This is a genomic window from Marinobacter aromaticivorans, from assembly GCF_002806975.1.
GTDB lineage: Bacteria > Pseudomonadota > Gammaproteobacteria > Pseudomonadales > Oleiphilaceae > Marinobacter > Marinobacter aromaticivorans.
In genome coordinates this window covers 40,446-54,193 of sequence record NZ_NIHD01000006.1, presented here as the reverse complement: position 1 = coordinate 54,193, position 13,748 = coordinate 40,446, and the positions used below count along the sequence as shown (strand labels likewise).

11 protein-coding genes are annotated in these 13,748 nt (G+C 56.4%); 1 reads left to right on the top strand and 10 read right to left on the bottom strand.

The window, feature by feature from the left end:
* Window positions 1–38: 38 nt before the first annotated feature.
* Window positions 39–1,718, bottom strand: coding sequence for an AMP-binding protein (locus tag CDH48_RS10270; protein WP_100688648.1), 1,680 nt, complete (start codon window positions 1,716–1,718; stop codon window positions 39–41).
* A gap of 185 nt (window positions 1,719–1,903) precedes the next feature.
* Between CDH48_RS10270 and CDH48_RS10265 the strand changes: the two genes are divergently transcribed.
* The gene (locus CDH48_RS10265) at window positions 1,904–2,389 is read left to right on the top strand and encodes a MaoC/PaaZ C-terminal domain-containing protein (protein WP_100688647.1); all 486 of its coding nucleotides are present in this window, start codon (window positions 1,904–1,906) and stop codon (window positions 2,387–2,389) included.
* A 14-nt stretch (window positions 2,390–2,403) separates the two neighbouring features.
* On the opposite strand, the gene CDH48_RS10260 is transcribed toward CDH48_RS10265, so the two are convergent.
* From CDH48_RS10260 to CDH48_RS10220, 9 genes are all read right to left on the bottom strand, one after another.
* Window positions 2,404–3,468, bottom strand: coding sequence for an AgmX/PglI C-terminal domain-containing protein (locus CDH48_RS10260; protein ID WP_227521044.1), 1,065 nt, complete (start codon window positions 3,466–3,468; stop codon window positions 2,404–2,406).
* On the bottom strand, window positions 3,465–3,863 hold the full coding sequence (locus CDH48_RS10255) for a hypothetical protein (protein ID WP_100688646.1): 399 nt from the start codon (window positions 3,861–3,863) through the stop codon (window positions 3,465–3,467). Before CDH48_RS10255 ends, CDH48_RS10260 begins: the two co-directional genes overlap by 4 nt.
* Window positions 3,864–4,373, bottom strand: coding sequence for a tetratricopeptide repeat protein (locus CDH48_RS10250; RefSeq protein ID WP_100688645.1), 510 nt, complete (start codon window positions 4,371–4,373; stop codon window positions 3,864–3,866).
* Window positions 4,363–7,218, bottom strand: coding sequence for a tetratricopeptide repeat protein (locus tag CDH48_RS10245; protein WP_100688644.1), 2,856 nt, complete (start codon window positions 7,216–7,218; stop codon window positions 4,363–4,365). Before CDH48_RS10245 ends, CDH48_RS10250 begins: the two co-directional genes overlap by 11 nt.
* Window positions 7,215–8,696 (bottom strand): hypothetical protein, encoded by a 1,482-nt coding sequence (locus CDH48_RS10240; RefSeq protein WP_100688643.1) that lies wholly within the window; start codon window positions 8,694–8,696, stop codon window positions 7,215–7,217. The genes CDH48_RS10245 and CDH48_RS10240 overlap by 4 nt, the downstream gene beginning before the upstream one ends.
* Window positions 8,697–8,702: 6 nt before the next feature.
* Window positions 8,703–9,275 carry a hypothetical protein gene (locus CDH48_RS10235; protein ID WP_227521043.1) on the bottom strand — a complete coding sequence of 191 codons (573 nt, stop codon included), beginning with the start codon at window positions 9,273–9,275 and terminating at the stop codon, window positions 8,703–8,705.
* A 345-nt stretch (window positions 9,276–9,620) separates the two neighbouring features.
* Window positions 9,621–10,799 carry a vWA domain-containing protein gene (locus CDH48_RS10230; RefSeq protein ID WP_100688642.1) on the bottom strand — a complete coding sequence of 393 codons (1,179 nt, stop codon included), beginning with the start codon at window positions 10,797–10,799 and terminating at the stop codon, window positions 9,621–9,623.
* Window positions 10,800–10,821: 22 nt separating this feature from the next.
* Window positions 10,822–11,664 carry an AAA family ATPase gene (locus tag CDH48_RS10225; RefSeq protein ID WP_100688641.1) on the bottom strand — a complete coding sequence of 281 codons (843 nt, stop codon included), beginning with the start codon at window positions 11,662–11,664 and terminating at the stop codon, window positions 10,822–10,824.
* Window positions 11,661–13,703, bottom strand: a complete 2,043-nt coding sequence (locus CDH48_RS10220; RefSeq protein WP_227521042.1) for a VWA domain-containing protein — start codon at window positions 13,701–13,703, stop codon at window positions 11,661–11,663. The genes CDH48_RS10225 and CDH48_RS10220 overlap by 4 nt, the downstream gene beginning before the upstream one ends.
* Window positions 13,704–13,748 lie beyond the last annotated feature (45 nt).

Here is a 13,748-nt window from a genome sequence, read left to right as displayed (position 1 = left end):
TTCACAGCGGCTTGTGCGTCAGGTTGCAAACTCACCTTTTAAGACTTGTTGCCCGGTTCGTCGCGCAGCTCACGGCGCAGTATCTTACCCACGTTGGTTTTCGGAAGCTCATCGCGGAATTCGAAGTAGCGCGGCACCTTATAGGCAGTCAGGCGTTCACGGCAGAACTCCCTGAGTTCATTTTCCGTAACACCCTCTTTGGTGGCCACAAGATACACTTTCACAGCCTCACCACTCTTGGCGTCCGGCACGCCTACGGCTGCGCATTCCACCACTTTCGGGTGGCTGCTGACAACATCCTCGATTTCGTTGGGATACACATTAAACCCGGACACGATAATCATGTCCTTCTTGCGGTCAACAATGCGGATGTAGCCGTCTTCCTGGATCACCGAGATATCACCGGTTTTTATGTAGCCATCCTCAGTGAAGGATTTCTGGGTATCCTCCGGGCGCTGCCAGTAACCCCGCATAACCTGAGGGCCTTTCACACACAGCTCACCAGGCTCACCCAACGGCGTTTCATTGCCATCATCGTCAATGGTTTTCACCTTGGTAGACGGCACGGGCAGGCCAATAGTGCCCAGCTGAATCGCACTGCGGGGGTTGAAAGTCACCACCGGAGAGGTTTCGGTCATACCGTAACCTTCCGAGATGGGGCAGCCTGTTATCCGCTCCCACATTTTTGCAGTATCACTGGTCAACGCCATACCGCCAGACGACGTAAGCTTGAGGTGGCTGAAATCAAGATCCTGAAACTCCTCGTTGTTGCACAGTGCCACAAATAGTGTATTCAGGCCCAGGAACGCGGTGAACTTGTGATTTTTCAGCTCTTTCACAAACCCTGGGATATCCCGCGGGTTAGGGATGAGAATGTTATGACCGCCGGCCTCAAGCATAATGCCGCAGTTCAGGGTGAACGAATAAATGTGATACAGGGGCAGAGGCGCAACAACGATTTCCTGCCCTTCCACAACCGTGTTTTCCATCATCGGGCGCACCTGCAGCAGGTTGGCAACCAGGTTGCCATGGGTAAGCATGGCGCCCTTGGCTACACCGGTTGTTCCACCCGTGTACTGTAATACGGCAATGTCATCCTGCTTGCACTCAACCGGCGTAAATTTCTCACGTGCACCGGCGCTGAGAACGGCGGGCAGTTTGTGGGCCTGGGGAAGACTGAAAGGCGGCACCATCTTTTTAACGTGCTTGACCACTGCGTTCATCAGCGTGCGCTTGATGGGCGAATGCATGTCGGCGATTTCAGTAACAATAACGTGTTCAATGCCGGTATTGGGCAGAACTTTCTCGGCGTTTTCTGCCATGTTGGCCAGCACAACCAGCGCCTTGGCGCCGGAATCATTAAACTGATGTTCCATTTCCCGCGTGGTATACAGCGGATTGGTGTTCACAACAATCAGGCCGGCGCGCATGGCACCAAAAACCACAACCGGATACTGGCACAGGTTGGGCATTTGCACGGCGATACGGTCGCCAGGCTTGAGATCGGTCTTGTTCTGCAACCAGGCTGCAAAGTTGCGGGTTTGAGTGTCCAGTTCACGATAGGTGAGCGTTACACCAACAGCGCTGAAGGCGGGACGGTCTGCGTACTTTTTTACCGCCTGCTCAAATACGTCCACCATGCTGCTGTATTTGCTCAGATCCACTTCACGGGGAACGCTGGCGGGGTATTTGTCCTGATAGAACTTCTCAAAATCCATCACCATCTCCTGTCTGGCGCTTTTCTTTATAAAAATCTACAGATGCCTGACGGTCACAAAATCAACCCGACAAAAGTATCAGCCTCAAAAAAGTGGGGAGAGAATAGCAGTTTTGTTAACGATGAGGTAGTTTCGGGGCTCAACCGGCAACACCTGAAACCATATGTCTGAGCAGGAAGTACTTGATGAGCGATACCCTTGATACACTTGAAAATATTACCTATGAGGAACTGAACGAAGGTGACACCGCCACGCTTACACGAACCCTCTCTGAAGACGAGCTGGTTCTGTTTGCCGCCGTTTCAGGCGACGTTAACCCGGTCCATCTGGATGCGGAATTTGCAGCCAGTTCCATGTTCGGAGAGCGGATTGCCCACGGCATGTGGAGCGCATCACTTATCTCAGCCGCGCTGGCTACGGTAATGCCGGGCCCTGGCACCGTTTATCTGGACCAGAGTCTTTCGTTCAAACGCCCGGTAAAGCTCGACGACACCCTGACTGTAAGCCTTACAGTCGTGCGCAAGGGCCCCAAAAACCGGGTAGTGCTCCAGTGCGCCGTAACCAACCAGAACAACCAAAAGGTTCTGACAGGAGAAGCCAAGGTTATAGCACCAACCGAGAAAGTTCGGCTGTACAAGCCAGCACTTCCGAAGATCACCATTGATTACTGAAAACCACGGGCAATCTACCCCGGAAGGAAGTCGATGGGGAATCTCACCTTCCGGGTCTCCACATTGTCGGCACCAAAGTTGAAAAGCCGCACCCGCATTGCGATTTTCTGCTCCAGGGCTGGCTTGTTCAGATCGGAGCTGACCACCTTGCAGGCAGAGACCGACCCATCGGGTTCGATAACCAGTTCCAGCAGAACCTTCCCTTTCAGGGTTGGGTCCTGCCGCAGCTCCCGCTGATAGAGGGAATAGAGCGCGGTTTTACCGGCATCAAACACCTTGCGGATGTTGCTCATTGCCCGCTCCCCCGCAGAAGCCACCTGTTTTTGCGCAGGGGCGCTGGCTACCGGGGCTTCTGGCTGTGATGGTTTTTGCACTTTGGATACCTGATGCCCGGCAACCTCCACGTCAGGGCGAGCTGTTTGCACATTCCGAACGCCACCACTTCCTGCCAGGGCTTTCTTCACGGATTCACCGGCCGCCTTGGCCCTTATGCCCCCTGCAGTGCCGTCCGTTGAGCCTGTGTTAGCCTGAATGGCCGGAGCAGATTCCGACGGAGGCTGGCGCATGGACGCAAGGCGGTCTTTCATGGAAAGTAATCCCGAACGGGACGCTTTCGCCCTCGCCTGTTCTACGGTCTGGGTTGCAGGTTTCGCAGCGATCTCCGGCTTTTCCACCATGGGCTTCGGAGCGGGTTTTGGCTGAGGCTTTACCGGCTCGGCTTTTGCGGGCTCCGGTTCAGGAAGCTTTGGATCGGCAGGCGCAGGCTCTTCAACAGGGGGCGCCGCAACTTCTTTCACAGGCAACGGTGCCGGTTTCTCGATGGCTGGCGGATTGACCAGCAGCCTGGCAAGCTGGGGCGGAATGCGCTCTGCCTTTTCCCGCTCAACCGAAGGGACCTCAAGGGCCGGTATCACAAGCGCCAGTGGCACAAAAAACACAAGGGCCACAACCGTGATAATGGCCAGGCGCAGACGTTCACCCTCTTCCCGGCTCCAGGACAATGACGACAAAGCGGTTTGACCGACATCCTCCGGCAGGCTAAAAACTGTACTGGCAGGCATGGCGTTCATCATTGTCATCGCCGCCCTCCCGGCCCTGCATCAGCAGGGGTATGATCCAGTCTCTGGCGAAACGCGCGATGGGCTTCAATAACCCGGGGGTCCAGGGGCTGAACCAGATCGGGAGCCTTACTCTCAAGCTCTGCCCTTGGCCGGCGTGGTAATGTCGGCGCTTGCCATGGCAGGATTGTAAGCACCCGCGGTTCATCTTCGCCTGCACTGGCCGAAATGCCCTCTATGCTCAGGCGCGTCATGCTGCCGCTTTGCGCTTTCTTTTCCTGCACGGCAGCTGGCTTTTCCTGTGTACCCGATTCTGGCTCTGCAGCCGGGCTGAGGACCGGTACAAAGAATGCGATCATGCCCGCCAGAAAAAGAGAAGCCACCCGGTTATCAGGCCCGGAAGCCATTCTGATCATTTACTCCAGCCTCCTTTCCAGATCGGCAATCCACCCTGATACCTGTTTATCCTCGCCGGGCGAAAGCGACTGATAGCGTTGATAGTGATCAAGAGCCTGCTGGAGATCCAACAGATACAGTTCGGAAATCACTGCAAAATTGTAGTGCAGTTCAGGCACCTCCCGTGAACTCTGAAGGCAGGCCTGGAGCACGGAGGCAGCCGTATTGAAGCGCTTGCGCTGCTTGAGCAAAAGCGCAAGGTTGTTACACACGGCTGCATCGCCCGGGTTCAGCTCAACTGCTTTTTCCCAGGCTTCGATCGCGGCGGCTGTGTTGCCTTGCTCGTATGCTGCAGCACCCTGCCGGGAATACACAAGCGCCTGTTCCGGGGCCGGCGTCTGTTGCAGCGAATCCCCCGGCGACCCGGCCGGTTTCGCCGCGCACCCGAACAGGAACAGGCTCGCGGCCATCAACCCGGGAATAAAACAAGCAGCCGGCAGGGACGAAACCGGATTCCGTTCAGGCATCATCGCTCTCCTCCTCAACAACCACACTCATCCAGCGCACCGGGCGGCGGTACCGGCCCGGGTATAACTCAGCCAGGACCTCCAGGCTTTTCTCTATCCAGGCGTTGAACCCCCCGGCGGAAATACGCTCATGGTTTTGGGAATGCAAAGCTATTGCACGCTCTTCAAACGGGTAGGCTTCCTCCTCGAGCAACATTCGGTATTGCATCTGTTCCAGTTCGTTCAATTCTTCCGGGGCCGCAGAGGCCATGAGGTCTCGGGCCATAATCCGGTGCAGCTCGGCGCGACGGAACAGGGTTTCCGGCAGTACGGCGCTGCCGCCCAAAGACTCTGCATTGCGGAAAAAAGCCTGCGCTTTATTCATGGCGACCTGTTTGCGCTCCAGGGAGGTTTCCAATGGCTCGCCCAGTTCAATGCCGGCAAATTCTGCAGCCGCACCAGCACCCAGAGTCAGGGCGGCTTGCGCAGACCACCGCAGTGTTTGCTCCGAATGCCAATGGCTTTCCAGCTCTGCTGTCACCAACTCGGCCCGTCGCTGCATGGGCCCGCTTTGGGTTTCAATCAACCGCTGGCGCATGGTCTGAAGTGTTATATGTTCATCGGCGTCCCGCGCCGCAGGCTTGCGAGCCAGGTAATCGTTATAGAGTGCGTTGCGCTGCCTGGTGTGGCCGGCAACGTGAAAAAGCTCTGCAGCCTGAAGACGGTACACCCATGCATCCGCCAGGAGAGAAGACGCCTCCTGGCTGTGCCGGCCCGCCATATTCAGCAGTTCACCCGCTGCCCGTGCAGGCTGATCTGATGAGGTGTAGGCCAGGACCAGTTTTTCACTGATATCCGCAGCCAGAGCATGGCCGGGGTAATCGACACGAAAACGGTTAAGTTCATTGATCGCCGGCTGCCAGTGTGAAGCTCTGAGCAAGGTATTCGCTGCATCAAAACGGCCTTTGATGGCGATTTCCGAGCCTGGCAGTGCAGTTTCAATTCGCTGGAAGTGCGCGACAGCTACATTCACATTGCCTTCGGCCGCGGCCTGCTCACCCTGACGGTAGATCGTCGTGGCCAGCTGCTGGCGCAGGCCCGGTGCATCCTGGCCCATTGCCCTGCTCGCAGAGTCACCGGATGCCAGCCTCAGAGCCTCACGCCAGGCCCTTTCTGCAAGGCCGTATTCCGCTGTATTCTGGCGCACCCGAGCCGTTACAACCCAGCCTGCATAGCGTGTTTCCGGTGTTGCCAGTTCGTGAGTAACCGCCAGTGCGGCATACTTCCGGGCCAGGTCGTCATTACGGCCGGTTTCAAGCCAGCGGGACGCGAGGTCAGCGAGTAACCCCGGCGCCCGGGCATCAGAACCATATTGTGCGGTAAATCTGTCGGCTTCCGCTGAGAGCTCTTCGAGGCCGGGCGCGAAACCGGATGCAGCCAACTCACCCTTCACACCGCTTCTGAGCAATGCAACCGCCGCCCACCCGGAATCTGCGCCCTGCCCGTAACCCGGAACCTCGTAGGCGGCCAACCGGAAGTTTGCAAGTGCAGATACATAACCCTTCGCCTGCAACCAGGCGTCACCGGCAAGGCGGAACAATTCGCCTGCGCTGCCGTTTACACCATCGTTGCTGTCTGCGCCGGCGCTGCGCCTGGCGAGGCCTTCATAATATTCAGCTGCGGCCCGGTAATGACTATGGGAACTACCCCCGTCAGCGGCGCCTTCTGCGTAATGGTAGTCTGCAAGAAAGCGGCTGAATTTCGCCCATTTCTGGCGATAATCAGATTTCAGGCCCGCGTAATCGTTTGCATTGTCAAACAGGGCCACATAATCGGCCATGGCCGCCCGGGCTTTTACAGGATTACCTGCCCGCTTCCACACATCCACAACCTGCGCCATAAAACCGGCCCGCAGTGGATGAGATGGAAACCATGCCACAAATGCCCGATTGGTAGCGACACTGGCCTCGGTGTCACCCTGAACTGCGTAAAGATCGGCAAGGCGGTCAAACACCAGAGGTGTCCAGGAGCGCATGGGTTCTGGCTCCAGCCACTCGAGCAGGGTTTCTGCCCCTTTCCTGCGGCTGGCGATCAGAGCCAGAACCCGGAGCGTATCGTCGATGCTGTCAACGCTGGATTCAGCAACAGCATCAAGGCTGTCACCGGCAGGCAATGCCGCATCAAGCACCGCCACAAACCGGCGCCCGGCTCGCTCCCACGCGTGCGGCCCCTGCTTGAACAGCGACCAACCCAGCATGTAACGTGCCTTGTTTTCGAGTTCTCCGGCGCTGGCACTGCCATCAACCAGCGCCCTGTAGCCGGCTTCAGCTTCAACATAGTTACCGGCTGCAAACGCCGATTCCGCAATCCGGAATCTCGCCTCAGGAACCAGTGGTGAATCCGGATATAACCCCACCAGTTGCTCCAGGCGCTTTACAGAAGCCTGGTTCTGACCCGTGAACGCATGGGCTTTTGCCATCTGATACAGAAGCTCATCCAGCCGCCCTCCGAAAGCTCCGCTCTGAAGGATGGATTCATAACTTTCAATGGCCTGCCGGTAAACGGCCGCTTCCTGCGCCGGAGTGAAACCTATGTCTTCGCCGGAACGATCGCGAATGTTGGTCAGGCGGTTTAACGCATCCACACGCACAGCGGGTTCGTCGGTAGTGCTGAACAAGTGTTGATAACGCCTTGCCACCTCAGCTGGCGAAATGGCCGGAAGGGGCCTGGATTCAAACTCAAGAAATACCGGGCGCATGTCGGCGATGGTTTCGCCATCCTTGCCCAGCTCCACACGAAACGATTCCTGGCCATGGGATAAACCGGCAAATAAACAGAGAGTCAAAGGGAGAATACGCACAGGATTCATTTTCCGTGCTCCCCGGAATCCAGCCCCTGCAAAGCCAGATACTCGTACAGATGCGCAATCTGCTGTTCGGTTTTATCGAGCGCGAATACCATTCTCCGGTCCTGGCCGGCCAAAAACTCCAGAGCCAGGCTATCGAGCGCATCTTCCGCCTGAATCTGAAGCGCAGCAACAGATTCAAGATGTACCTGTGATTTCTGCCGCAACTGGCGAGCCCGGGCCAGCAACTGCTCAAGCCGCCCGTTGCGGTCAGTCACTCTGGCCGGAAATCGATCAAGTTGCTGTTGCAGATCCGACAGGGTGGTTTTCATCGCATTGAGCTGCAGGCGCTGATCCGGAGTCATGGCTTTCCCGCTTGCACGCTCGCGAAGGCCGGACAGGCGGGCTTCCAGCACCGCGATGCCCGCCTTCAGCGTTTCTGCTTCGGTGGCCGGTTGAACGACTGCAGGCAATTCAAGCTGGCCGGATATCGCGGCAATAAAAACATCAAGGTCTGCAATATTACGCTCGAGTGTAACCGCCATCTGCGACAAATCGGCCACCCGGTCTACAGCTTTCTGCCCGGCTGGCTGTTCCATAAACTGGAGCAGATAGGCGGTACGGGGCTGGGAAAGGGTACGGCTATCCGCCAGAAACCAGTCAGCGCTGCGGTTACCAAGGCCCTGTGAATTCAGCACCAGCGCCGTGTAGGCTCCCTGGTCTTCAACCTGGCTTGCGAGCTTGCGCAGAGTAACCCGTTCACTCTCGTAGGCACCGTTCGCGGCAAGGTAGGCCTCACCGGCCTGCCCCAGATAGCCGGAAAGATCGTAACCGCGCCCCATGCCCAGCCAGGACTCTGCGACGCCAGGGTAGGCAAGAGGGTATTTTTTTGCCCGGTGCCAGCTCTGCATCGCCGCACGGTGGTTACCTTGTTGCGACAAGGCGAGGCCATGAAAGTAAAGTGCCTGCGGGGTTTTATGGCTATCCAGTGGTATTCTTTCCAGAAACCCTATGGCTTTCTCATATTCCGAGTTTGTATAGGCGAGGTACCCGGCTCGCAGGAGAATGCGGCTGCGCAGGGCTGTCTTGCGCCGGCTGTGGGGATCTTTCTCCGCCATGGCCAGGGCCACCCTGAGAGCAACCAGCGCCCGGGAGGGGTTCAGATCATTGCGCGCATAAGCACTGGAAAGATTAAGGTAACCAAGCGCCGACCAGTAACCCTCATCCATGCCGGCGAGCACCTTGCCCGCCTGCTCGAAATCCCCGCCCGTGCGGGCAGACTCGGCTTCTTCATACAGTGCCTGCTGCCGCGGCTTACGCCGTTGCCCGAGAACGCCGGTACCACTGGTATTCCAGCCCGAAGCCGCGAGAGCAAACTGTTCAAGGCCGGCCCTGAGTGCGTTCGGCGCCGGTGCGTCTGCGTATGTAATGGTTGCCATCAGAGCCGACGCCACCAGGGAGATAACGGCAAGCGCAGCACGATTCAGTAGCAACTGCCCCATCACCGGTTACTTCCACTCAACAAAGGCAACGCGGGGTTCGTAGTCGGGCGCCCTGGCTTCAAGGGCCATCTGTAGGCGCAAAACGCCGGGCCGTTTCTGGAAACGGTGGGTGGATTCCCGGCGCACAAACCGATCATTGGCTGCACGGCCTGTAATCACGGTTTTCAGCTCATGGGTGCCATTGGCCAGATTGCCAGTGAACAACTGCTGCACCCCACCCTGCTCCAATGCGCCGCTTTCACGTGGGTTGTACAGGTGGGAGGCAACCGGTTTGCCATCAACAAACAGTTCTACCGAATCCAGCTCAATCCCGCCCCGGCTGGCCAGTGTCAGGAAAACTGCCAGGCGCGTATCAACCGGATGAAGGACCTTTTGTTCAAGTGCAAGGACTGCGTTTGCATGGGCGAAGACCTCGGCCTGCAGGGCAGTAATCTCCTCATCAAGAGGCGATGCCGCAGCGGGTATGGACATGATCAGAATCGCCACGGCCAGCCAGGCACCAGCGCCTGCCCAAAGCCCCCGGGAGAGTTGTTTTCGTTCTCTGCCGTGGCTCTTTTTTGTTTTTTCGGGGCCCAACATAAGCGTCCTGCTCCTGCCTTCTCTGTAACAATCTGGCAGAAAGAGTAACACTTGGTAACTGGCAAGAACGGTATACAGGTCACCAAATCGGAAACCCGAAATCGCGTCCGGGTTGAAGAGATGACCGATAAAAGTGTCGATTATTTTGACGGGAACAGGATTCCGGCAGTCCGGGATAGAGTCTCGGAATCCACGCAAGGAGCAGACATACCGGCAAATCATTCAGTTCGCTGGCATTTCTGTTTCTGGCCCTCTATTTGCAAATAAACGCAGGCGGGGATGCGTCAGACCCCTCCCCGCTTGATACGCCGAGCTTTGCCGATGTCTCAACCGCATCGGCTTTTTTTATTTGCTCAGATACTTCATGGCCGATTCCAGGCCTTCTACCGTTAAGGGGTACATGTGATCGTTCACAAGTTGACGGGTCATGCCCAGAGAGCCGCCTTTGCCCCAGTAATTTTCCGGTAGCGGGTTTATCCAGACAACCTTGCGGAAATGCTCGGTGATACGCTGAAACCAGGTGGCGCCGGCTTCTTCGTTCCAGTGCTCAATGGAACCCCCCGGGTGCGAAATCTCGTAAGGCGCCATGGTGGCATCGCCCACGAAGATCACTTTGTAGTCCGGAGAGTACTTGTGGAGGATATCCCAGGTATCGGTGGTTTCATTCATGCGCCGGATGTTGTTTTTCCACACACTCTCATAAATAAAATTATGAAAGTAGAAGTACTCCATGTGCTTGAATTCAAGGCGTGCAGCCGAAAACAGCTCTTCACACACGCGTACATGGGGATCCATGGAGCCCCCCACGTCAAAGAAGATCAACACCTTGACGGCATTGTGGCGCTCCGGAACCATTTTCAGGTCCAGATAGCCGGCGTTACGGGCGGTTGAGCGAATAGTGTCGTCCAGGTCCAGCTTGTCTGCGGCGCCCTGGCGTGCAAACTTGCGCAAACGGCGCAGTGCCACCTTGATGTTGCGGATACCCAGGGTGACGCTGTCATCCAGATCCCTGAATTCCCGCTTCTCCCAGACTTTTACCGCCCGCCCGTGCCGGCCTTTCTTCTGGCCGATACGAAAACCTTCCGGGTTGTAACCATCTGCCCCGAAGGGTGAGGTGCCACCGGTACCAATCCATTTGTTGCCGCCGGCATGGCGTTCCTGCTGCTCTTCCATGCGCTTCCTGAAGGTTTCAATCAGCTCTTCAAGGCCTCCAAGAGATTCTATCCTGGCCTTTTCTTCTTCAGTCAGATGCTTCTCGAATTCGGCCCTGAGCCAGTCGTCGGGAATCAGCGCTTCCAGCAACTCGTCCAGGTGTTCAATGCCTTCGAAATAGGCCTTGAACGCCCGGTCAAATTTGTCGAAATGGCGCTCGTCCTTTACCAGACACAACCGGGCCAGGTAATAGAACTCCTCCATATCTGCAAACGCCAGCCGCTGTTGCAGCGCTTCCAGCAGATCGAGGAATTCGCGCAGGCTGGCAGGCACTTTGGCCCGCCGCACTTCGAGAAAAAAATCAATCAACATAAAACCGCACTCTTGCCGAATTTCAGCCGCGACGGCGGGCCATAAACGCCAGCTTCTGCAGCAGGTGCACATCCTGCTCGTTTTTCACCAGAGCGCCATACAGGGGCGGCAGGGCCGAGCTGTGGTCTTTTTCCTGCAGCATTTTTGCGGAGAGTTCGTCCGCCATCAGCAGTTTCAGCCAGTCTATCAGCTCAGAGGTTGAAGGCTTTTTCTTCAGCCCCGGCACCTTGCGCACATCAAAGAACACTTCCAGAGCATCCCGAACCACCTGCTGCTGAATACCCGGGAAATGCACGTCCACAATGCTCTGCATCGTGCTGTGGTCCGGGAAGCTGATGTAATGGAAGAAGCAACGGCGCAAGAAGGCATCCGGGAGTTCTTTTTCATTGTTACTGGTAATAACAACAATCGGACGTTTTTTGGCCTTAACGAACTGCTGGGTTTCATAGACAAAGAATTCCATGCGATCCAGCTCCAACAGCAGATCGTTGGGGAATTCAATGTCGGCCTTGTCGATTTCATCGATCAGCAGCACAACCTGTTCGTCGGCGTCAAATGCTTCCCAGAGCTTGCCTTTAACAATGTAATTACTGATGTCCTTGACCTTCTCATCACCCAGCTGGGAATCACGCAAACGGGAAACCGCATCATATTCATAAAGGCCCTGCTGAGCCTTGGTGGTGGATTTGATGTGCCACTGAATCAGCCGCATACCCAGGGCACTCGCCATTTCTTCCGCCAGCAAGGTTTTGCCGGTGCCGGGCTCGCCTTTGATCAGCAGTGGGCGTTGCAGCGTAATGGCCGCATTTACGGCCATTTGCAGGTCATCGGTGGCTACGTATTGATCGGTACCGGTAAACTTCATGTGTCTCGTTCCTGTTGGTTACTTTTCCGTTCGTTGTCCGGCCTGGTATCCGGCTCCCGTTTATCGAAGGGATCCTCGTCATCGGGCAAATCAAAATCGGGTAAATCATCGAATTCGGACAGGTCGAAATCGTCCAGACCGAACTCTTCTTCATCGGTTTCTTCCGCAGGCTCTGTCAGCTCCGGAATGGTTTCCTCCGGTTCAACAATCGAGTCGGCAACCGGTATCTCCTCTTCCTCTGGCTCTTCCTGTACCTGTACCTGTTCCGGCTCTGCCTGCAGCACCGGTTCAGGTTCTTGCTCTGGCTCCGGATCTTCAGGCATCAGCACCGGCATTTCTGCCTCAATATCTGCCATTTCCTGCTGCAGTTCCTCCAGAGTTTCCGATTCCTCTCCAGCACTATTGTTCTCCGGCTCTTTTTTGCTGCGTTTTCGCATCAGCAAAAAGGCGAAGAGCGCCAGAATCACAATGGCTCCCGCACCTGTTCCGATCATCCAGAGCGGAAAAGGCAGGCCGGCGGACTCTTCCACAGCCTGTTCAGGCTCGGGCCCGGCAGGAGCTTCGCTGTCACCTGACGGCTTTTCTCTGGCTAAAGGCTTTTCTCTGGCTAAAGGCTTTTCTTTGACTACAGGTTCCTCATCGGCTAAAGGCTTTGCAGATACCTCCTCAGGCCTGGTTTCAGGGAGGTTTTCCGGTTCAACCGCCGTTTGTGGTTCAGAAGCCGTTTGCTGTGGCTCTGCGTTCTCAGCCAGATTAATATCAATGGGTGGCTCTACGCTGGGTGCAACCATGCCCTCGGGCATCCTGAACTCGGTGGTTGCGCTGAACTTCCGGGCAAAGGTTTTGCCATCGGCAACTATATCCAACCGGTAAAGCCCCTCAGCCGGGAGCTTGCTGATGGTATCCGTGTACTCACCATCAGCAGGCGGCTGATCGCCTGAAAGCAGCTTGCTGCCACTGCGCCCGTCTTCCGAAGTCAGGATAAGCCTGACCCGTAATACGTTGAGGAATTCGGGATTGGTCACCTTTTCCGCTTCTTCAAAAAAAGCGACCCGAACATCAACAGGAGCTTCTGCGGTAAAGGTTGCCGGTACAGGACTTACTACCATTCGCAGATCACTGACAACCGTAACCCGGCTGCCCTCACCCAACTCACCTTTAACACGCCATTCCCCTGCAAGGGGTTCGGTAATGGTGACCAGATCATAGGCGGCTTCGCTTGCCCAGCGAACATTGTCTGGCTGCGCGGATTGCGACAGTGTTTCTCCATCGGGCCGGATCAGCTCCAGGGCAGCCGCTTCACCAGACCCGCTATTTTTTTCGCGGAAAATGAGAGCGGTGAATTCCTTTACGCCGCCGTCAACGGTGAACGCATTGCCCTCAATCGGTATCTGTTCCTGGGGCGCGGCAGTGTTCAATGCGTCCAGAAACGCCAGGTTGAGAGAGTCTGCGGTATCGGCAATCCGGAAGCTGCCCCCGGATTGTTCCGCAAGGGTTTTCAGAAATCCGGCGTCAGCCTGGTCAGAAAGCGCTACCGGATGAAAAGTGGCGCCCCTGCCGACCAGGCTTTGCAACACCTCGCTGAGAATGCGTTTTTCTTCCGCCCGGTTCACCTCCGGGTTGTCCGAGATATCGACTTTACCGTCGGTCAGCAGAATAAAGTGTGTGTTCTCAAGTGAACCACCCGTGACATAATCATCACTCGCCACTTCAATGGCTTTACCGAGATTGGTGCGCAACGCCACTGAGTTTATCTGCCGGGAACCATCAACCGCCGTTTTGCGCCATGGTTCGGTTACCTCCCCGTGGGGTACGAGCATGTTTACGTACTGGCCAAACGTCCACACGCCTGCGGTGCTGCCTTCCGGTAAAACCCGGGCAAGAAGCCTGACGGCCGGTTGCCGCAGGTCATTCGGATCGGTTTCCTTCATGGAGCCGGAGATATCTACAATAATCCGGACATCCGGCTGTTCCGGCAGAATCAGTGTTTCAGCTTCCTGGGCCGAAAGCATTCCGGGCAGCCACAGGGCAGCAAACATAATCAGCGTGAAAATTCCTGGCATTGTTGGTCTCGGAAAACAGGT

Excerpts from the sequence above, each read along its gene's own strand:
- CDH48_RS10245 (WP_100688644.1), bottom strand. The coding sequence starts at position 7,218 with ATGAATCCTGTGCGTATTCTCCCTTTGACTCTCTGTTTATTTGCCGGT.
- CDH48_RS10250 (WP_100688645.1), bottom strand. The coding sequence starts at position 4,373 with ATGATGCCTGAACGGAATCCGGTTTCGTCCCTGCCGGCTGCTTGTTTT.
- CDH48_RS10230 (WP_100688642.1), bottom strand. The coding sequence starts at position 10,799 with ATGTTGATTGATTTTTTTCTCGAAGTGCGGCGGGCCAAAGTGCCTGCC.
- CDH48_RS10260 (WP_227521044.1), bottom strand. The coding sequence starts at position 3,468 with ATGACAATGATGAACGCCATGCCTGCCAGTACAGTTTTTAGCCTGCCG.
- CDH48_RS10255 (WP_100688646.1), bottom strand. The coding sequence starts at position 3,863 with ATGATCAGAATGGCTTCCGGGCCTGATAACCGGGTGGCTTCTCTTTTT.
- CDH48_RS10265 (WP_100688647.1), top strand. The coding sequence starts at position 1,904 with ATGAGCGATACCCTTGATACACTTGAAAATATTACCTATGAGGAACTG.
- CDH48_RS10235 (WP_227521043.1), bottom strand. The coding sequence starts at position 9,275 with ATGTTGGGCCCCGAAAAAACAAAAAAGAGCCACGGCAGAGAACGAAAA.
- CDH48_RS10240 (WP_100688643.1), bottom strand. The coding sequence starts at position 8,696 with ATGGGGCAGTTGCTACTGAATCGTGCTGCGCTTGCCGTTATCTCCCTG.
- CDH48_RS10220 (WP_227521042.1), bottom strand. The coding sequence starts at position 13,703 with ATGTTTGCTGCCCTGTGGCTGCCCGGAATGCTTTCGGCCCAGGAAGCT.
- CDH48_RS10225 (WP_100688641.1), bottom strand. The coding sequence starts at position 11,664 with ATGAAGTTTACCGGTACCGATCAATACGTAGCCACCGATGACCTGCAA.
- CDH48_RS10270 (WP_100688648.1), bottom strand. The coding sequence starts at position 1,718 with ATGGATTTTGAGAAGTTCTATCAGGACAAATACCCCGCCAGCGTTCCC.